Below are 19,375 nucleotides of genomic sequence, written 5' to 3' on the forward strand. Positions count from 1 at the left end.
CAGAGCCGCTTGCCCGGCACTCCTTCTGAACGCCGGGCAAGCCACCTTTCACGCCTTGGCCTTCCACTCCTCTTCCTGCAGCGCCCGCCACATCAGTTTGCCGGTGGGCGACTTCGGCAGCTGATCAACAAAATCAATCAGCGCAGGAATCTTGTAGGCCGCCATCTGCGACTTGCACCAGGTGATGATGTCGTCTGCGGAGAGGTTGTCCGCCTCTGGGGTCAGTACGATACAGGCTTTCACCGTCTCACCGCGCTTGGGGTCCGGAGAGGAAATAACGCAGACTTCGTGGATACCGGGGTGACGGTACATCATACCTTCAACCTCTGAGGGCCAGACCTTGAAGCCGGATGCATTAATCATCCGTTTTACCCGGTCCACCATGAAGAAATAACCCTCTTCATCGTAGTAACCCAGATCACCGGTGCGGAAAAAGCGCTTGCCATCAATCTCCACGAACGCCGCTTCGGTTTCTGCGGGACGTTTCCAATACCCAATCGTCACCTGAGGACCGTTGGAGACAATTTCACCCGTCTCTCCGGGACCTTTTTCCTCCAGGGTTTCGACATCTATGATCCGGCTATCAACATCAAACACCGGGATACCCAGGCACTGGGGCTTCGGGCGATTCGAGGGGTTGATGTGGGTCGCGGCCATGGTTTCGGACAAGCCATAACCTTCAATGTAGTCCAGCCCGGTCATGGCCTTGAGCTTGGCCGCGACCGCCTCGGGCATGGCTGCGCCACCACCTCCGATGGTGGTCAGGCTGCTCAGGTCATACTGTCCAATGTCCGGGTTGGACAGGAAGTCCACCGCCATGGTGACTATGTTGGCCCAGGCAGTCACTTTGTATCGTTCAATCAGACGCGCGGCCGTAGTGCGGTCCCAGCGGGTCATGATCACCGACGTGGAAGCACTGTATATCGGGCTGTTCATGGAACCGGTCATGCCGGTGACATGGAAGAACGGCAGGGTTGCAAGCTGAACCGTATTGGCGGTACTCAGATTCCAGAAGGCCCGGTGCACAGCTGTTGCCATCAGGCTGCGATGCGTATGCACGCAGCCCTTGGGCGCCCCGGTCGTACCGGAGCTGTAGGGAATCACCGAGAGATCTTCAGGACCGGCTGTGTGGGCAGAGGGCGCATAAGCCTGTGCCAGTGCGTGCTCCCAGCTCACCATACCTTCCGTCTCGCTCGTCCATGGAGGAGCAGCCACTTCGGCCGGCAAATCCAGATCAGTATCCGGAGCGATGTACGTGTTATAGGACGCCACCACAATATGGTTGAGATCGGTGGTCTCCAACAACGGGCTGATAAAATCGACCAGTTCCTGGCCCGCCAGGCAGACGCTGGCGCCGGTATCGGCAATGAAGTGTTCCAGTTCGGCAGCCCTGTTCATCGGATTGACCGGAATCACAACCGCATCGGCACGCAAAATGGCGTAATAGGCGATCACATACTGGGGCGAGTTCTGCATGAAGAGCATCACCCGATCGCCTTTTTGCACTCCCCTGGACTGCAAATAACCGGCCATGATCTCAACTTCATCGAACAATTGACGGTAAGTCACAGGCGCATCGTAGAAAATAATGGCGGTCTGGTCCGGATAACGTCGCGCCGAAATTTCCAGGTTGGTAAACACACTGGTCTGGGGAAGCTGCAGACTTTTGGGCAGCTCTCTTGGCCAAACGGCGTGATGGCGGGTAAATGTCATTATTGTGATCCCCTTGATTCGATTCAGTGAGCCGCTTTCGCAGCAAGATCAAACACTTCGATACCACCGGGCAGAGGTTCCCGGTGACGCAACGGCGTGATAGCGATCGCCTTGTCCCGCAGCACGCTGACGTCCTCATCGGGTGCCACGATATGACGGGAGCTACGATCGAACCCCAGCCACCAATACGGCAGGCTACGGGCATCCTGGCCAGCCAGCAGGCGCGCGCGCCGGATTGAGCCGTTGGACTGTTTGCACCACCGCGCGTGAGCAATGGCGTCGGCATCACAGGCGGGAAAATTCACATTCCAGGCGCGGCACTGGCCAGGCTGCCACAATCGCCGCACAACGGTTTCGCCAAAGCGGGTAACCGGTGACCAATCCACCCCCTCGCGGCTCAGAAAAGCCTGGCTCAGAGCAATCGCCGGTATCCCCATGTGCTCGGCGCTGAGCACGGCACCAACGGTGCCGGAATACTGAACCGAGTCACTGATATTGGCACCGCAGTTTACCCCCGACAGCACCAGATCAGGCGGTGCTTCTCCGAACCACTGGGCCAGCGCATAGAGCACGCAGTCTGCCGGTGTGCCGGAAATTGCATAGCGCCTGGTGCTATGCTCGTAGACCCGTAACGGGTCGTGGATGGAAATGCTCTGACCCGCGCCGCTGCGGTCGTGTTCCGGGGCCACCACCCAGACTTCCTCACCCAGGTTGCGGGCAATCTGCTCCAGCACTTTCAGGCCCGGAGCGTTGATACCGTCATCGTTGGTGATCAGAATCCGTTTGACGATGGGCTCGTTCATGATCGACCTCCCTGGCTGGCAATACGCCAGCCAGCCTCGGCCAGCATGCTGGCTCTTTTGCCGACCTGCAGAGCGTCGGCGTTAGCGGCGTTGCCCTGCAAAGCGCGGGCATAGACGCCCTGAACGATCGCCGCGAGTCGGAACAGGGAAAACGCCAGGAACACATGCCAGTCGGCAATGCCGTCACGCCCCGTTTTCTGACAGTATCGGGTGATGATTTCCTGCTCATCGGGAACACCCAATGCTTCCAGATCCTCACCCTGCAATCCGCGCATGCCTTCCAGGTCAGAAGGTAAATGATAGGGCAGACAGAAATAGGCCAGGTCCGCCAGCGGGTGCCCCAGGGTGGACAGCTCCCAATCAAGAATGGCGATTACCTCAGGTCTGTCCGGTGCCAGCATCAGGTTGCCCAAACGATAGTCACCATGCGCGATGGCACATTCGTCGGTGGACGGCAGGTTTTCAGGCAGCCACGCCATGAGCCTGTCCATGGCTTCCAGGTCAGCCGTTTTTGAGGCCATGTATTGCTTGGTCCACCGGGATACCTGGCGCGCCACATACCCCTCCGCACGGCCAAAATCGCCGAGCCCCACGGCTTTGACATCCACCGTATGCAAGGCCGCCAGGGTATCGATAGCGGACAGATGAGCCGGCATCCGTTCCTGACGGTCCAGCGCACGCAATGCCGGGTGACTGACGATACGACCTTCCAGATAGTCCATCACATAGAACGGTGTACCGATAATACTGCTGTCTTCACAAAACGCCCGGGTAGCCGGCACCGGCACATGGGTGTGCTCCGACAAAGCCCGCATGACTTTGTATTCCCGCTCCACCATGTGCGCAGAGGGTAACGTCTTTCCGGGGGGTTTTTTGCGCAGCACGTACTGACCGCTGTCGGAGTCCAGCAAGAATGTAGGATTGGACTGGCCACCCTGGAATTGCCGGACATTCAGTGTTGAGCCGAAGCCGGGGATCACATGCTGCAGCCAGCCAAGGAGGCTGGCTTCATCGAACTGATGGGCTGGCAGTACGGCCACCAGCTCTGGGGTAATGCTCATGGTTATGGTTGCCTTCGTTTTTAGTGGCCGCGACCGGCGGGCGGGCATGCCTGCGGGAAAGATGTCCTAGCAGATGGTTTCGCCGCCGTCGGCGACGATGACCTGTCCGGTGATATAAGCACTCGCTCTGGTGGACAGAAATACCGCCAGGCCCGCGATATCAACCGGATCGCCAATGCGGCGCAACGGGGTTTTGTCCTCGGCCCGCTTAACCCGCACAGGATCTTCCCACAGCGCTTTCGCGAAATCGGTTTTTATCAGGCCAGGGGCGATGCTGTTTACGCGAATACCTCTCGGACCCCACTCTACCGCCAGGTTACGTGCCAAGGCTGCTTCAGCGGCCTTGGACACACCGTAGGTGCCAATGGTGGTGTTACCCCGGATACCGGCAATGCTGGACAGAAGCACAACAGCACCTTCGCCTTTCACGGCCATCTGCGGCAGTACCATATTGCTGAGCCAGAAGGTGCCTTTGACATTGGTGTCCATGATCTTGTCCCAGGCCTCGTCCGTCATATCGGCGGTTGTTCCGTACACCGGGTTGGTGGCCGCATTGCACACCAGAACATCAATAGAGCCCCAGGCTTCATTGGTTTTATCCACCAGGTTCTGCAAGTCGCTTTTCCTGCCCACGTGGCAGGGAATTGCAATGGCCTCGAAGCCTTGTGCTTTCAGTTCACTGGCCACCTGCTCGCAGGCTTCGGCCTTGCGACTGGATATCACGACTCGTGCGCCGAGTCGCGCCATTTCCTCCGCAATGGAACGGCCGATACCTTTGGTGGAACCGGTAATCAGAGCAACTTTTCCTGTCATGTCAAACAGCGGATTTGTCATTATTAGATCCTCGAGCTGAACACGTGTGGAACGAACAGGGTTTGACCTGTTCGCTCATGCACCCGGACAACGGGCGAAAAATCAGCGGTACTGACCAAGTTCGATCTTGGCCACGGAATCCAGATGGACCTCATCGGGGCCATCCGCCAGTCGAAGAGTGCGCACCTTGGCCCAGGCTTCTGCCAGGAAGGTGTCCTGCGACACTCCGGCTCCACCGTGCACCTGAATGGCCCGATCCAGTACCTTCAACGCCATGCTCGGCGCGATCACCTTGATCATCGCAATTTCCTGACGCGCCACCTTGTTACCAACGGTGTCCATCATGTGGGCGGCCTTCAACGTCATCAGCCGCGCCTGCTCAATCTCGATGCGGCTGCGGGCAATGTCCTTGCGGATGGAATCGAAACTGGACAGCGGCTTACCAAAGGCTTCACGGGCATTGGCGCGCTGGCACATCAGTTCCAGTGCGCGCTCGGCAACACCGATGGTGCGCATGCAATGGTGAATGCGGCCCGGCCCAAGGCGGCCCTGGGCGATTTCAAAACCACGCCCCTCACCCAGCAATATGTTGCTGGCAGGAACCCGCACGTTTTCGTAGTGAATCTCGGCATGACCGTGAGGCGCATGATCATAACCAAACACCGTCAGTGGCCGGATCAGTTTCACGCCGGGCGCATCCAGAGGCACCAGAATCATCGACTGTTGCTGATGCCTGGGCGCAGTCGGATCGGTTTTACCCATGACGATGGCGATCCTGGAAGATGTCGTCATGGCACCGGATGACCACCACTTTTTACCGTTAATCACATACTCATCGCCCTCACGACGAATCTCGCAGGCAATATTCGTGGCATCAGAGGACGCCACCTCCGGCTCCGTCATGGAAAAACAGGAGCGGATCTCACCGTCCAGAAGCGGCTTCAACCACTGATCCTGCTGTTCCTTGTTACCGTAGCGGGCAATGGTTTCCATGTTGCCGGTATCCGGCGCCGAGCAATTGAATACCTCGGGCGCCATGGAGGAGCGGCCCATGACCTCACACAGGTGCGCGTACTCATAATTGGTCAGGCCAGCACCGAATTCACTTTCCGGCAGAAACAGGTTCCAGAGACCGACAGATTTCGCCTTTGCCTTGAGTTCCTCAATGATGGGTACCGGCGCCCAGCGATTCTGCGCCTGTTCCAGCTGCTCATGGTATTTGTGCTCATTCGGATAAATGTACGCATCCATGAACTCGATCAACTGTGCCTGGAGCTTTTGCGCTTTATCAGACAACTCAAACATGTCCGGTTCCTCTTGGTGTTGTTGTCATTGAATCGGTAGCCGTTTCGTTAAATCGGAACGCCCTCTGGTCCATCGCTGCCAGACCGGATACGAAAGGTGCCTTCGGCCATGGCCAGCAAGTTACCCTCCTGGTCATGGACCTCTCCGGTGCTGTTGAAAATACGACGGCCTCCAGCCCGCTTGTGGCCCGTGATACGGATGGTGCCGCCAGAACATTGGCCGGTGAAGGTAGTTGTCAGAGACAGGGTGATCGCTTTGCGCATTCGGCCGGGGTATGGGCAATAAGTGCCAGCCTGAGCCAGCACTATATCCAGCAGCGAGGTGAGTACGCCTCCGTGAATAACCCCGCCCAGGTTCAGGTGCCGGGGCTGTATTTCCAGCTCCAGAACCGCTTCATTCTCTGCCCAGGAAACCTGCCGATAACCCAGCAGACTGTGAAAACCGGGCAGGTCTTTGCCATCGGTAAACAGGGCCTCGTGCTCACTCATAACACTTTCATTCCTGGGAGGTTCAGGGAGGCGGTATTGCCGCCGTCCACAGGGAGGGACTGACCGGTTATGTAACTGGCATCGTCGCTTGCGAGAAACAGAATAGCCGCAGCAATTTCTTCAGGATCACCATACCGGCGCAGCTCACAACGAGCGCCCAGCTTGTGAGCCTTCTCGTTGGCCCGGGCATAATCAAACACCGCCCGGGTCATACCGGTTTCCACCAGCCCCGGACACACGGCGTTGACCCGAACATTGTCGCCACCAAGGTCACAGGCCGCGGTCATGGTCAGGTTGATCACACCCGCTTTCGAAGCACTGTAGGCATTTCCCCCCGCCCCGGACCGGATACCGGCTACGGAAGCGGTATTGACGATCGCACCAAGATTACGATCCTGCATGTGCGGAGCGACATGCTTGATGGTCAGCATGGTGCCGACCAGATTCACCGCCAGCACCTGTTCCCACTCAGCGCGGTTATTCCCGGTCACCGCCGGATGCCCTCCGGAGGTGCTGGCAATGCCGGCGACATTACACAGCACATCGATCTGCCCAAAGGCCGTCATGGTGGCCTTCACCAGCGCGGCCACCTGGTCCTCACTGGCTACATCCACCACCCGGCGCAGGCGTGCCGTCCTCTCCGGGAGCTGGTTCTCAGTCTCCACCAGGCCAGCTTCCGCTATATCCACCAGCACCACCGAAGCGCCTTCCTGCGCCAGGCGCACGGCTGTCGCACGGCCAATACCGCTGCCGGCGCCAGTGACAATGGCTACCCGTTGATCAAACCGCCCCATATCCTTGCTCCCCGGACTGTCTCGTTATTGTTGATGGTGTTGGAGCCTTCCAGATCCATTAATTTGTCACGCCTTCCGGCTTTGAGTCAACATAAACGAAAGGTGATTTCACTAGATAAAACACCCTAACACCGCAGAGAACAAAAATGAAAAGTAAAAGCGAGATATGTGTATTCATGCAGCCATGATTCCCAATGCATCAATGATTCCTCGCGCAACGGATCCGCCCACACATCCATTCCCGCTGCGACCTCCCGCCATACAAGGGCAGGGAGTGCGTTGCCGGGGCGCGTACTCCCTGCGGGATCCTGCTCTCTGGCACCTGAGAGCGGCTTGGGCAGCCACTCTATCCGGCACCCCCTCTTCATCTAGCCTTCCTTAACACACGGCAATCAACGACCGGCTAACCGCCTATTGCAAAAAACCGGACGTGTGTTAGATTCAGAGAACGCAATTCACCATGCAGTTAACAATTCTGCACAGTGAAACACGGAAATACCCATTGGTCATAAACAAAAACTGAATAAGTCACAAATACAACAACGAATGAGGCCAACCATGACTCTGCTTACCAACACCCGAAGAAAACTGACGGTCTTTGCCACCGCACTTACTCTTGGCGTGTCGGCCGCCCTCGTCGCCACACCCGCCGCTGCACAGGATACGTTTACCTGGAAAGTCCAGTCCCACTGGCCCGGCTCCAGCAGCTCCTATACGGACAGTCTCGGTCGTATCAAGCGGGTTCTCGAAGAGCGCACAGACGGTCGACTGAAGCTCCAGCTCTATGAAGCCGGGGCCCTGTTCAAGGCTAAAGAAACCTTCAACGCTGTCAGTCGCGGCATCCTTGAGATGGGTACGATTTCTCCGTCTTACGCACAGGACAAAGTGTCTCTGGCTGGAATTGCCTCAGGCCTTCCATTTGCCTTCCGTAACGTCTGGGAGGCGGCCTACTTTCATCAGAACATGGGCTTCGAACAGATGCTTCGTGATGAAGCTGCCGAACATGGGGTCTACTGGGCCACTGATAAGGTATATCCCACAGAAATGGTTGTTAAAAAGCCGATTGAAAGCTGGGAAGACTTCACCAGCCTGAAGATCCGCTCCTCGGGCGCCCTGCAAAGCTTCCTGACCGAGGCTGGCGCGGCCGCTTCCTACATCCCGGGCAGCGAACTCTATTCCGCCCTGGACTCAGGCATTGTCGACGGAGCCCACTGGGGCGCAGCCCAGGGTGCTTTCAGCATGGGACTGTATGAAGTCGCGAAATACCATGTGCAGCCTGCCCTGAACATTGCCGGCACCGACGTCATCATTGTTAGCCAGAAAGCACTGAACAAGCTGCCAGAAGACATGCAGCAAATCGTCAAGGATGCCCTCGACGAGCAATTCTGGGTGCGCACAAACGAATACCAGTACAAAGAACGTACCACCCTGGCCAAAGCCATTGCAGAGCATGGGGTGCAAGTCAACGTATTGCCCGATGAAGTGCAGGACAAGCTGGTCGCCACCGCCCAGGGCATGTGGGATGAAGAGGGCAAGCGCAGCGAGAATGCCAAGAAAGCACTCGATATGCTGAAAAGCTACCTGGCTGACCTTGGCTATCTCTGATAGCACGTTGCTCTGACCAGGGCCGGGGTCCCCGACTCCGGCCCTTCAGTCCCGGAACCAAACCAACATCCCGTGGGAGCGTGCCATGAGTGTGATAATCGCCGCATTCATGAGAGGGGTTACCCGTCTCAATGATTTCATCGGCCGGTGGATAGCCCTTCTGATTTTCGCAATGTTTGCCTTCCTGCTGCTTGAGGTAGGGTTCCGGTATCTGTTCAATTCACCCACCGTTTGGACCAACGAACTCACCCAGATGGTGTTCGGCATTTATGCGGTCATGTCCGGCGGTTACATCATGGCCCATCGGGGCCACGTCAACGTTGACCTTCTACACTCGCATCTCAAGCCCAGAAAGCGGGCGTTCCTGGACATTGCCACCTCCCTGGTGTTCTTCATTTTCACCCTCGCCCTGTTGTGGTTCGGGGTCGATATGGCCCAGGAATCCATGTCCAGCTGGGAGACCTCCTATTCCGCCTGGAATCCACCCATCTGGCCGGTGAAGCTTGCCATCCCCGTGGGTACCGCGTTGCTGGTTCTGCAAGGACTGGTGAAACTGCTGGAAGACATCGCCGTGGCTTTCAACCTGGATTACTACACGCCGCAAGAAACCGGATCTGAAGGAGATCAGCTGTGAGCATCGAAGCCCTGACCCTCCTGTTCTTTGGCGCTCTGCTGTTCTTCCTGCTCCTGGGCCTGCCACTGGCGTTCGTGCTGGGTGGTGTGTCGGTGGTGTTCCTTTACTTCACCTGGGGCTTTGACTCCTTCTACATGGTCGCTTCCCAGATATGGGGCACCATGGGCAGCTTCACCCTGGTTGCCATTCCCCTGTTTGTATTCATGGCCATGGTGCTGGAACGAACCGGGGTGGCCAAAGATCTGTACCGGATGATGCATCTCTGGTGTGGCGGCCTCAAGGGTGGACTGGCACTCGGTACTCTTGGAATCTGCGCAGTCTTTGCCGCCATGGTGGGCATCAGCGGTGCCGCCGTGGTGGCCATGGGCACCATTGCCCTGCCTTCCATGCTGGAGCGGGGCTATGACAAAAACATGGCCCTGGGCGTGATCAATACCGGTGGTGGCTGGGGCATACTGATTCCGCCCAGCATCCTGATGATTCTCTACGCCCTGATTACCGGCGTTTCGGTAGGCAAAATGTTCGCCGCCGGCATCATGCCCGGTATCCTGTTGATGGTCCTGACGGCGATTTACATCCTGGTCCGCTGCCACCTGCAGCCGGAACTGGCACCCGCGCTTCCGAAAGAAGAGAGGGGCACCTGGCCCGAGAAGCTTCGGGCCCTGCGAGCAGTTCTCCTGCCGATTGGCGTTGTTGTCATGGTACTGGGCTCCATCATTGGCGGCCTCACCACGCCAACCGAAGCAGCCGCAATGGGCGTTCTGGGCTCCCTGATCTCTGCGGCGGTCTATCGCCAGTTCAAATGGAGCATTCTGAAAGAAGCAGCCATCCGCACCTTCAAGCTCACCGGCATGATCATGTGGATATTGTTCGCGGCCCACGCCTTCAGTGCTGCCTATCAGAGCATGGGCGCCCAGGAACTGATCGAGGGTCTGATGAACATGGTCCCGGGTGGTCCCTGGGGTATTATCATCGCCATGATGGTGATCGTATTCCTGCTGGCCATGGTGCTGGATCCGGTGGGCATCATGCTGATCACCCTGCCGGTATTCATGCCGATCGTGGAATCCCTGGGCTTCGATCCCATCTGGTTCGGCATCCTGTTCGTGATCAATATGGAAATCGGCTATATGACGCCGCCCTTCGGCTTTAACCTGTTTTACCTGAAGGGTATTGTGCCGCCGTCGATCACCATGAAGGATATCTACAAATCCATCATTCCCTTTGTCATTGTGGAAATCATCGGCATTATCCTGATTATGGTTTTCCCGGAAATTGCCACCTGGCTGCCTGACCTCTTCTTCTGATCCGGGAACCGAAACCGGAGTTGCCAGCCAATACAGGTAAGCGCTACTCTCTTATGGCCCTCGGCACAAGGAGCCCGGGGGCCATACAAGGAGAGATGCCTATGTCCGACTCATTAACTGGTTTCACCCGCACTGCGATAATTACAGCACTACTTACCCTGCTTACCGTGTTCTCGGCAAACGCCCTGGCCCAGAGCCTGTCCGACAACACAATCACATCGTTTATCGATAGCCTGAAGGCCGCAGAGAGTCTGCAGTCGGAATTTGAAGATCTCAGTGATGAGATGGAGTCATCAAACGACGGCGAAATCCCTGATTTCTCCAGTATGCTTTCCGATTCCCTGAAGAAAATCGAAGGCCACCACGCCTATGGCCAGCTTGAAGACCTGGTGCAGGATCACGGTTTCGATAACCTGGAAGACTGGGCAGCAACTGGAGACCGTGTTTACCAGGCCTGGATGGCCATTGAAATGGAACAGCAGAATCCGGGCGCGGTCCAGGAGATGAACGCAGCCCTGGCAGAAATCGAGAACAACCCCAACATGACCGCCGAACAGAAGGCTCAAATGCGGACCATGATGCAAGGTGCAATAAGGGCTATGGATAGTGTCAACAATGTGCCCGCAGCGGATGTAAAAGCCGTGCGCCCGCACATCGAGGCCCTGAGGGAGACAAGCAGCGACTGATATCGGTGCTGCCAGAAAAATAAAAAGCCCGGCGGAGCAACCCGCCGGGCTTTTTATTTGCGCAGCCAGCCATCAGGCCGGTTCCGCCTGCATCACGACATCAGGTTGTAAACAAACACAATAACAACCGCGATGGGCGTGGCAAACCGGATCAGGTTGTACCACAGTGTGAACGCACCACCTTCCAGAGCCAGATCGGTTTTCAGAGACTCTTTTGCGACAAACCAGCCTACAAACACCGCCGTCAGCAGTCCGGAGAGCGGCAACAAAACGTTCGCGGTAAAGAAGTCCAGAAGATCAAAGACCGTCTTGCCTTCAAAGCGCTCGAACATGGCCAGCGGCGTCACATCAGCCCAGATATTGAGCGACAGTATCGAGGCAATCCCCAGCGCCCAGCAGAGCACACCGACAAGAATTGCACTGCCTGTGCGGGCCAGGCTGGTTTTTTCCTCAACCCATTCAACCACGGGCTCCAGCAATGAGATACCCGAGGTCCAGGCGGCGAACAGCAGCAGAACAAAGAAAAGTGTGCCGAACAGGCCGCCCATGGGCATATTGCCGAATGCCAGGGGCAGAGTCTGGAAGATCAGACCCGGGCCGGCGCCGGCTTCCAGACCATTGGCAAACACCACCGGGAAGATGGCCAGACCGGCCAGCAGCGCGACGACGGTATCCATGAGCGCGACGCTGACGGCTGTGCGACCAATGGAGACATCCCGGCCCAGGTAAGACCCGTAGGCCATCATGATGGCCATGCCCAGGCTCAAGGTAAAAAAGGCATGGCCAAGAGCGATCAACACCCCGTTGATCGTCAGCGCGCCAAAATCTGGCGTGAACAGGAAGCTGACCGCTTCTCCGAAGTGGCCCGTGGTGGTGGCATAGCCAACCGCAACCAGCAGCAACAGAAACAGGGCCGGCATGAGAATGGTAACCGCACGTTCAAGACCACGTTTCAGCCCCTGGGAAACCACAAGAATGACCAATGCCATAAAGATGGTGTGCCAGAGCAGCAGCTTACCGGGACTGGCCAGCAGACCACCAAACAGATCACCGATCGAGTCCGCGGTGCCGCCGGTGAAATCCCCCATGGCAGCATGCCCTACATAGGATGCCGCCCAGCCACCGATCACCGAATAGAAGGAAAGGATCACGAACGCCGCGATCATCCCAATGATGGCAGAGATGCGCCAGCCCGGCGCGCTGAGATTGCGCTCGGCCACCAGGCGCATACTGGTGATGGGATTGTGGCGACCATTCCGGCCGATAAACACTTCTGCCATCATGATGGGAATACCGATTACGGCAATACACAGCAGGTAAACCAGCACGAAGGCACCACCACCGTTCTCGCCGGTAACGTAGGGAAACTTCCAGATATTTCCGAGACCAACGGCCGAACCGGTTGCCGCCAGAATAAATGCCAACCGGGAGGACCAGAGGCCACGAGCGGCCTCTGCACCGTTACCCGAAACCGAGTTGGACTGTGTCATGTTGTGTTCCTGTGCTTGTGGCTGAGGAATGTCTATTCAAAGGGAGAGCCACGGCGCTGCCGGGGCAATTGGGGCGGGATTCTGCCAGCACTGGCGCCACGATACCAGTGCCGGCGCCCTCGCAAGCCGGGCCAGGCCGGTTGGGGGCTGGAAGAAAACGGCTAACTAGCCGGTTTTACTGATAAACCTGGAAACCAGGTCCTTCAGGCCACGAGACATGGCGCTGAGCCTGTCGCTGCTTTGTTTGGCAGAGTCGGCCTGTACATCACTATGGTCTGCCAGCTCAGCAATATTGGTAATCTGCCGGTTAATCTCATCAGACACCTGGCTCTGCTCCTCAAACGCCGCAGACATACCAATAAAACTGTCCGAAATAGACTGAATGGACGTGACGATATCCCTCAGGGAGTTCTCGGCTTCGCGTACCTTATCCAGGCCCTGGCCGGCCACGACTTCACCATCAAGGGTAGCCTGAACGGCCGAATCCACCTGTTGCCGGAAATTATCAATCATGTCCTGAATACGCACAGTCGATTCCCGGGTACGACCTGCAAGGGAACGCACCTCATCCGCGACTACAGCGAACCCGCGCCCCTGCTCACCGGCGCGTGCCGCTTCGATGGCAGCGTTCAGCGCCAGCAGATTGGTTTGCTCGGCAATCTCGGAAATCAGGTTTGCAGCTTCACCAATACTGTGGGTGGACTCACCGAGTTTGCCAATAGTGACACCAATGCCCTTGACCCGGGTCACCAGCTCTTCAATGGCTACCAATGCTTCGGCGCTGCGGTCGCTGCCCACACCGGCAAGACGGTTGGCTTCCTCAGCCTCCCGGGCATTGCTGGTGACTGATTCCACCACTTCCTGTATCGACGCCGTCATTTCATTGATGGCCGAGGCGGTCTGGTCGGTTTCTGCCCGCTGTCGCGCAATAGCCGAAGCGCCATCACTAATGTAACCATGGGAGGCACGGGCCTGTTCGTAGAGGAGTTCAGCCTGGTCCTCTATGCGCGCCAGGGCCGTGCGCACCCGGGCCTCTTCGCTGACCAGTAACAGGGACAATTGTGAGAACAGCCCGCGCTCGTCGCTGTAGGTACGGGCGACAATCGGATCCCGGAAAGCATCTGGCCGAAGCTCCAGAAGCTTCCGCAGGCGCGCCGACAGTGAGCTGAACACCAGACCAAACCCCAAAGCATGGCCGGCCACAATCAGGCCGCCAGCCAGCCAGGGCTGATTGATCTGCAAGGCACAGAGGCTGAGTACCAGCGAAACCAGAAACGGCCAGCCGGAACGCAGCATCGACAACGCACGGTTGCTGAAAGAAGACGTCACTTTACCCGCAGAGATCTTGCCGTACAGACGCTCAGCCCGGGCAATCTGCTCGCGGGTCGGCTCTACCCGGACCGACTCATAACCAACCAGCTGGCCATTCTCTCGCATCGGTGTGACATAGGCGCTCACCCAGTAATGGTCACCGTTCTTCACGCGATTCTTGACTACGCCCATCCAGGCCTTACCGGCCTTCAGGTAATCCCACATATCTTTGAACACGGCCTGAGGCATGTCCGGATGGCGGATGATGTTGTGGGCCTGACCAACCAGCTCGTCCCGGGAAAAACCGCTGATATCCACAAATTCTTCGTTGCAGTAGGTGATCACCCCTTTCGTATCTGTGGTCGTGATCAACCGTCCGCCTTTCGACATTCTCACTTCACGCTGGGTTACCGGAAGATTCTTGCGCATAAACGGACCTTGTGCCTCAGGGCTGATCTACGAAATAGAAACGGGGGCGGACGATTAGTATCTGACGAATACGATTGATATTCATCATAAATCTTCCTGCCAAGAGGGTAACGGCAGATGTGCGCCAAACCTTAGTGCGAAGTTTCCTGAGTCGCAACCGCCAGTCGGGCCCGGGGATGAAAGCGCGCATTTATCCACAGCGAGAAGGCAATAACGCTGCCGCCAATCGCCAGCCTCAGCAGATCTGCATCACGGTTCCAGATCAGCAGATTCACGATCAGGCCGGCAGGCACCAGCGCATTGTTCATAATCGCCAGGGTGCCGGCATCAACCACACAGGCCCCGCGGTTCCACAAGAACAGCCCCAGACCAGAAGCGGCAAGCCCCAACCACGCAAGGATGCCCCACTGCACCGGGGTTGCCGGCAATTTGTCGGCATTGCCAAAGATCAGGAAGGATGGCAGAGCGATAATCAAGGCACCGACAAAGAAATAGCCGAAGGTGCGGTAGGCAGGAAAACTGCTGGGGTAATGTTGCATCACATGTTTGTAACCCACCTGACCGGCCGCGAAGGTAAAGTTCGCTACCTGAAGCAGAAGAAAGCCCGTAATGAAGTCCTCACTGAGCCCGTCGTAGCGTATTATACCCGCGCCAATGGTTGCGATGGCCGCCGCCAGAAGCGCCACCGGAGAAAACCGGCGAAACAGGGCATCATCCAGCAGCGTCACATACATGGGTGTGAAGATAGTGAACAGAAGTACTTCCGGGACCGTCAGGTAGCTGAAGGACCGGTAAAGGCACAGGTAGGTAATACCGAACTGCAACATGCCCGTTACCAGGATGCCCAGTTTCTGTCCCGAGGCCACGCCACGCCAGCGGGTGAATGGCAGAAACACCAGGGCACCGAGCAGAACACGGCTGAGCACCGCGAAATCACTGTCCACCTGACCGGCCAGAAATTCACCGATCAGACTGAATGAGAACGCCCACAGAACGGTAACAAAAACCAGAAGTCCCATCGCCACTGCCATCTATTGTGATCAAGGCGGCTACTTTATCGGTTTTGGGAGAAACTTGCAGTGCAGAAACAGCGGATAACACCTTATGGATGAAAATCATCAGCCATTGCCGGAACACCGGCAGACACTGGTTGCCAGAACGCTGGCTGAATGGCGAACCCTCGCCATACTGGGCGGGCCTATCCTGATCGCACAGATCGCCCAGATGGCCAACGGCGTGATTGACACCATCATGGCCGGTCACGCCAGTGCCGAAGACCTGGCGGCGGTGGGTATTGGCAGCAGTCTGTGGATGCCGCTGTTCCTGTTTTTTATGGGCATGCTCGGCGCACTGCAACCGATCATTTCCGGTTACAACGGCGCGCGGGATGTCGGCAAGATCATGCCCGCCACCTGGCAGGGCATTTACCTGGCGGCGATCGGCTCCGTCGTGATGATCCTGCTGCTCACCCAGGTGCATCCGATATTGGCTATCCTGAACCTGGAGGCCAACACAGCCCGCATTACCCAGGGCTATCTGAATGCGTTCGCGTGGGGGGTGCCAGCATTACTGCTGATCACCGCACTCCGTGGCCTCACGGATGGTCTCGGTCATACCAGGGTGGTCATGGCGTTCTCGGTTCTGGGCACGCTGATCAACCTTCCTTTGAACTACATCTTCATCTACGGAAAGCTGGGGCTACCAGCCATGGGGGGCATCGGATGTGGTTGGGCAACCGCCATTTCCAACAGTGTCGCCGCCATTGCTCTGCTGCTGTATCTGAATCGCAGCCGGGCGTACAGGCAGTTTCATCTGATAGCGGACCGGGTGAAGCCGGATCTGGCGGGGATACGCTACATTCTCGGCATAGGCGTGCCCATTGGCTTTACCATTTTTGTTGAGGCCAGCCTGTTCTCGGTGATCGCACTGTTTCTGGTCCCGCTGGGCCCTATTGTGGTTGCCGGTCACCAGATTGCTCTAAACGTTGTGTCCTTGCTGTTCATGCTGCCATTGAGCATAGGTATGGCACTGACACTAAGAGTGAGTTTCCTGACAGGCGCCAGGGCACCTGCCACGGCACGACTGATCTCGCGCAGCTCGCTGATTCTCGCCGGCGCCACGGCACTGGTCTTTGCTGCCCTGCTGTTTGCCTTTTCCGAGCAGATCGCAGCGCTTTACACCAGTGACCCAGAGGTGCAGGCAGTCACCGTCAGGCTCCTTGTGTTCGCGGCTTTGTTCCAGATTGTGGATGTTATTCAGATCACCTGCATCAGCGCGTTACGGGGTTACAAGGACACCCGCATTCCGATGTTCATCATGCTGTTTTCGTTCTGGGGGATAGGCCTGCCACTGGGGTATCTGCTGGCCTTTACGGACACACTGGTGCCGGGCATGGGAGCCGCCGGCTTCTGGATAGGCCTGATTGGCGGGCTGACGTCTGCCAGCATTCTGCTGGGATGGCGACTGTTTCTGCACGCGCCAGATGGCGTTCACGCCGTATCGGCAGTCAGCTCCGGAGCGCGGTAAGGATCGGAGAATACCACCCGGTCACGCCCGGTCTCCTTGGCCTCATACAATGCGGCATCGGCACGGACCAGCCAGCTATCGACGCTTTCACCCTGCCGCAGTATCGCCACACCAAAAGAGGCAGTGACGGGGCCGCCCGGCCCCCTCATGTACTTCCGCAAAACCTGCTGTAAATTGTTCATGACCGCCTTCAGCCCAACGCCATCCACGCCCGGCAGAAGCAGAACAAACTCCTCCCCCCCGTAGCGGAACAGCCGGTCTGCCTTGCGGGTGTTCTGTCTCAACAGCGCGACCAGTTCGATCAACACGTCATCCCCGACACTATGGCCGTGTTCGTCATTGATCTTCTTGAAATGGTCAATATCCAGCAATACCAGGGCGTAGGGCAGGCCAGTCCGCTCAGCTTCTGAAGCGGCCAGATCCAGCTCCTGATCCATCGATCGCCGGTTCTTGATACCGGTCAGCGGATCAATCGTTGCCAGATGCTCCAGGCGTTCCCGCTGATCCTGATTCCTGTTGGCGAACACAAAAGCACAAGCACTGACCACAAGAGCCGTTGAGGCAAACGACCACATCTGGACGTCAGAGCGAAAGGCGCCGCCGTGCACCATCAGGGTGACAACCGAGGCGACGTTCAAAAGCGCGGCCAGACGGGGGTTTACGAGGAAGAACGTGGTCACCAGACACGGATAAAGCCAGAACAACCCCGGCTCGCCAACCAGGGTACCCACCGTAACTGCGCCACCGCATGCAATCACTGCAAACACCACACCGCTTCTTTGGGTGTCACCCGTTACCCACGCGTAACTCAGGGTCAACAGAATACCGGTCAGGATGGCCGCATCAACAACCCCCGCAAGCGTATTGCCCTGCAAAAAACGCATTGCGGCAAAGGGCGTAATGCCCAATATCGCGCTGGCAGCCAGCAGAGTAATAATGGATAACCTGAAATCGGTTTTAAGGCGATGCAACATTAAGCGTTTTCGTCCGGGGAAAGAGCTATTCAGAACTCCAGAATAGCTCAACCGACCTGGATGGTCGTTCCAAGGCAACGATTCTTTACACAAACGGCGTCAAAAAAGACAAAGCATGAGACTCACGCTCATTCTTTGTATCAATGATGGGTACCATCCGTAAAACCAGGTAAAACCACACGGTTTCCTGTTGATGGAACCGTTCACGTCGCTGGAGACGCACTGGCATTCAGCGTTACACTGGCTACACATACAGCCTGTATCCGAGATCCCTAGATTTGACCGAACTTGTCCGAATTGCGCCCGGCGCCCTGACCATCGGCAGGCCCCTGCCCTGGAACGTCTACGATGTAGAGGGCAATGTGCTTTTGCGTCAGGGCTATGTGATTCAAACCAATTCCCAGCTGGAGCAACTGTTCGAACGCGGGCGGTTCAAACCCCGCACGATCGAACTGCCCCAGGAGGAAGTTGTCGAGGATCACCGGGAACGCAACCCGTTTGCGGATTACCCGGAATTGCTTCAGTCCCTGGAAGAGACCCTCAACGCTATTGCAGCGGCAGAACCGTCAGCAGAAAAGCGCCTGCTCGGCCTTGCCGAGATGATCGAACGCATCTGCACGGACGCACCGGACGCCAGCCTGGCCCTGATCCACCTTTACTCAATCGGACCGGTCATTCATGAGCAAATCCTGTTTTACGCCATCCTCTGCCAGTTCATTGGTAGGCAGTTTGGCCTGGAGGAGAAAAGAGTCGCCGTACTGACCACGGCGGCCCTGACGGCCAATCTTGCACTGGTCCCCATTGCTGACAAGCTGAATGCCTCCAATACCGTATTGAACGATCAGCAAAGGGGCGTGATTCGTAAACACCCGCAGCGCAGCATCCAGGCGCTCCAGGATGCCGGAATAAACAACAAGCTCCTGCTGACCATCATTGCACAACACCACGAACAAGCCGACGGAAGCGGCTATCCGAAAGGGCTAAGTGGCACGGAGATACGACCCGAAGCGGAAATTCTGGCACTGGCAGAACGCTATGTGGCCATGATAACCAAGCGTGCCTATCGGGAACGCATGAAAGTAGCCGACGCCCGGAAGCTGGTCGCAACCCTTGCTGATGGCAAGTTTCGCCATGCAATACCCAAGGCCCTGCTGCAGGTTCTGGGTGATTTTCCGCCAGGCACTCTGGTACGCCTGGAGAATAACGAGGTAGGCGTGGTCTCACGCCGACCCGTACGAGCCCGGGGGCCCTTCGTGAAAGCCATCTTCGGGCCTGGTGGCGATCGTTATACCGACACCTTCGAGCGGGACACCAGCAAGCCTGACTTAGGCATCCAGTCCCTGGAGGAGCCGGAAATCATGCCGTCCATGGACTTCAGCCTCGTCTGGGGCTTCAGTACCTGAGCCCGGTGCCTTCGGGGGTTGATGGCAGGCTGG

At 57.3% G+C, this 19,375-nt stretch carries 17 protein-coding genes; 6 read left to right on the top strand and 11 right to left on the bottom strand.

Annotated elements, in window-relative coordinates:
- Window positions 1-48 precede the first annotated feature (48 nt).
- The 7 genes from KO499_RS14525 to KO499_RS14555 form a co-directional block, all read right to left on the bottom strand.
- Window positions 49-1,713, bottom strand: coding sequence for a long-chain fatty acid--CoA ligase (locus KO499_RS14525; protein ID WP_215984471.1), 1,665 nt, complete (start codon window positions 1,711-1,713; stop codon window positions 49-51).
- 23 nt (window positions 1,714-1,736) lie between these two features.
- On the bottom strand, window positions 1,737-2,516 hold the full coding sequence (gene surE / locus KO499_RS14530; RefSeq protein WP_215984472.1) for a 5'/3'-nucleotidase SurE: 780 nt from the start codon (window positions 2,514-2,516) through the stop codon (window positions 1,737-1,739).
- Entirely contained in the window at window positions 2,513-3,577 is a 1,065-nt protein-coding gene (locus KO499_RS14535; protein ID WP_215984473.1) for a phosphotransferase, read from the bottom strand. Before KO499_RS14535 ends, surE begins: the two co-directional genes overlap by 4 nt.
- Window positions 3,578-3,643: 66 nt before the next feature.
- Window positions 3,644-4,411 carry an SDR family NAD(P)-dependent oxidoreductase gene (locus tag KO499_RS14540; protein ID WP_215984474.1) on the bottom strand — a complete coding sequence of 256 codons (768 nt, stop codon included), beginning with the start codon at window positions 4,409-4,411 and terminating at the stop codon, window positions 3,644-3,646.
- A gap of 81 nt (window positions 4,412-4,492) precedes the next feature.
- Entirely contained in the window at window positions 4,493-5,695 is a 1,203-nt protein-coding gene (locus KO499_RS14545) for an acyl-CoA dehydrogenase family protein (protein WP_215984475.1), read from the bottom strand.
- Between the two features lie 47 nt (window positions 5,696-5,742).
- Window positions 5,743-6,183: a PaaI family thioesterase gene (locus KO499_RS14550; protein ID WP_215984476.1), complete on the bottom strand. Its 441-nt coding sequence runs from the start codon at window positions 6,181-6,183 to the stop codon at window positions 5,743-5,745.
- The gene (locus KO499_RS14555) at window positions 6,180-6,977 is read right to left on the bottom strand and encodes an SDR family NAD(P)-dependent oxidoreductase (RefSeq protein ID WP_215984477.1); all 798 of its coding nucleotides are present in this window, start codon (window positions 6,975-6,977) and stop codon (window positions 6,180-6,182) included. The genes KO499_RS14550 and KO499_RS14555 overlap by 4 nt, the downstream gene beginning before the upstream one ends.
- Before the next feature lie 558 nt (window positions 6,978-7,535).
- Here KO499_RS14555 and dctP point away from each other — a divergent pair.
- From dctP to KO499_RS14575, 4 genes are all read left to right on the top strand, one after another.
- Complete coding sequence (gene dctP / locus KO499_RS14560) at window positions 7,536-8,582, top strand: TRAP transporter substrate-binding protein DctP (protein ID WP_215984478.1); 1,047 nt, start codon at window positions 7,536-7,538, stop codon at window positions 8,580-8,582.
- An 85-nt stretch (window positions 8,583-8,667) separates the two neighbouring features.
- Complete coding sequence (locus KO499_RS14565) at window positions 8,668-9,216, top strand: TRAP transporter small permease subunit (protein WP_215984479.1); 549 nt, start codon at window positions 8,668-8,670, stop codon at window positions 9,214-9,216.
- Window positions 9,213-10,523, top strand: a complete 1,311-nt coding sequence (locus KO499_RS14570; protein WP_215984480.1) for a TRAP transporter large permease — start codon at window positions 9,213-9,215, stop codon at window positions 10,521-10,523. The genes KO499_RS14565 and KO499_RS14570 overlap by 4 nt, the downstream gene beginning before the upstream one ends.
- Window positions 10,524-10,624: 101 nt before the next feature.
- Complete coding sequence (locus KO499_RS14575; RefSeq protein ID WP_215984481.1) at window positions 10,625-11,209, top strand: hypothetical protein; 585 nt, start codon at window positions 10,625-10,627, stop codon at window positions 11,207-11,209.
- 92 nt (window positions 11,210-11,301) lie between these two features.
- Here KO499_RS14575 and KO499_RS14580 read toward each other — a convergent pair whose 3' ends face one another.
- The 3 genes from KO499_RS14580 to KO499_RS14590 form a co-directional block, all read right to left on the bottom strand.
- Window positions 11,302-12,699, bottom strand: coding sequence for a sodium-dependent transporter (locus KO499_RS14580; RefSeq protein ID WP_215984482.1), 1,398 nt, complete (start codon window positions 12,697-12,699; stop codon window positions 11,302-11,304).
- Between the two features lie 165 nt (window positions 12,700-12,864).
- Complete coding sequence (locus KO499_RS14585) at window positions 12,865-14,439, bottom strand: PAS domain-containing methyl-accepting chemotaxis protein (RefSeq protein WP_215984483.1); 1,575 nt, start codon at window positions 14,437-14,439, stop codon at window positions 12,865-12,867.
- Window positions 14,440-14,570: 131 nt separating this feature from the next.
- Window positions 14,571-15,458, bottom strand: coding sequence for a carboxylate/amino acid/amine transporter (locus KO499_RS14590; protein WP_215984484.1), 888 nt, complete (start codon window positions 15,456-15,458; stop codon window positions 14,571-14,573).
- An 85-nt stretch (window positions 15,459-15,543) separates the two neighbouring features.
- Here KO499_RS14590 and KO499_RS14595 point away from each other — a divergent pair, with 85 nt between their 5' ends.
- On the top strand, window positions 15,544-16,965 hold the full coding sequence (locus KO499_RS14595; RefSeq protein ID WP_215984485.1) for an MATE family efflux transporter: 1,422 nt from the start codon (window positions 15,544-15,546) through the stop codon (window positions 16,963-16,965).
- Here the strand turns inward: KO499_RS14595 and KO499_RS14600 are convergent.
- The gene (locus tag KO499_RS14600; protein ID WP_215984486.1) at window positions 16,929-17,939 is read right to left on the bottom strand and encodes a GGDEF domain-containing protein; all 1,011 of its coding nucleotides are present in this window, start codon (window positions 17,937-17,939) and stop codon (window positions 16,929-16,931) included. The two genes, KO499_RS14595 and KO499_RS14600, sit on opposite strands and share 37 nt — an antisense overlap.
- Before the next feature lie 278 nt (window positions 17,940-18,217).
- Between KO499_RS14600 and KO499_RS14605 the strand changes: the two genes are divergently transcribed.
- Window positions 18,218-19,342 (top strand): HD-GYP domain-containing protein, encoded by a 1,125-nt coding sequence (locus tag KO499_RS14605; protein ID WP_215984487.1) that lies wholly within the window; start codon window positions 18,218-18,220, stop codon window positions 19,340-19,342.
- The last annotated feature ends 33 nt before the right edge of the window (window positions 19,343-19,375 follow it).

Origin of the sequence: Marinobacter sp. F3R08 (assembly GCF_018860425.1) — a bacterium.
Lineage (GTDB): Bacteria > Pseudomonadota > Gammaproteobacteria > Pseudomonadales > Oleiphilaceae > Marinobacter.

Bases quoted from the DNA above. Each gene is read 5' to 3' on its own strand.
- KO499_RS14525 (WP_215984471.1), bottom strand. From the start codon at position 1,713: ATGACATTTACCCGCCATCACGCCGTTTGGCCAAGAGAGCTGCCCAAA.
- surE (WP_215984472.1), bottom strand. From the start codon at position 2,516: ATGAACGAGCCCATCGTCAAACGGATTCTGATCACCAACGATGACGGT.
- KO499_RS14535 (WP_215984473.1), bottom strand. From the start codon at position 3,577: ATGAGCATTACCCCAGAGCTGGTGGCCGTACTGCCAGCCCATCAGTTC.
- KO499_RS14540 (WP_215984474.1), bottom strand. From the start codon at position 4,411: ATGACAAATCCGCTGTTTGACATGACAGGAAAAGTTGCTCTGATTACC.
- KO499_RS14545 (WP_215984475.1), bottom strand. From the start codon at position 5,695: ATGTTTGAGTTGTCTGATAAAGCGCAAAAGCTCCAGGCACAGTTGATC.
- KO499_RS14550 (WP_215984476.1), bottom strand. From the start codon at position 6,183: ATGAGTGAGCACGAGGCCCTGTTTACCGATGGCAAAGACCTGCCCGGT.
- KO499_RS14555 (WP_215984477.1), bottom strand. From the start codon at position 6,977: ATGGGGCGGTTTGATCAACGGGTAGCCATTGTCACTGGCGCCGGCAGC.
- dctP (WP_215984478.1), top strand. From the start codon at position 7,536: ATGACTCTGCTTACCAACACCCGAAGAAAACTGACGGTCTTTGCCACC.
- KO499_RS14565 (WP_215984479.1), top strand. From the start codon at position 8,668: ATGAGTGTGATAATCGCCGCATTCATGAGAGGGGTTACCCGTCTCAAT.
- KO499_RS14575 (WP_215984481.1), top strand. From the start codon at position 10,625: ATGTCCGACTCATTAACTGGTTTCACCCGCACTGCGATAATTACAGCA.
- KO499_RS14580 (WP_215984482.1), bottom strand. From the start codon at position 12,699: ATGACACAGTCCAACTCGGTTTCGGGTAACGGTGCAGAGGCCGCTCGT.
- KO499_RS14585 (WP_215984483.1), bottom strand. From the start codon at position 14,439: ATGCGCAAGAATCTTCCGGTAACCCAGCGTGAAGTGAGAATGTCGAAA.
- KO499_RS14590 (WP_215984484.1), bottom strand. From the start codon at position 15,458: ATGGGACTTCTGGTTTTTGTTACCGTTCTGTGGGCGTTCTCATTCAGT.
- KO499_RS14595 (WP_215984485.1), top strand. From the start codon at position 15,544: ATGGATGAAAATCATCAGCCATTGCCGGAACACCGGCAGACACTGGTT.
- KO499_RS14600 (WP_215984486.1), bottom strand. From the start codon at position 17,939: ATGTTGCATCGCCTTAAAACCGATTTCAGGTTATCCATTATTACTCTG.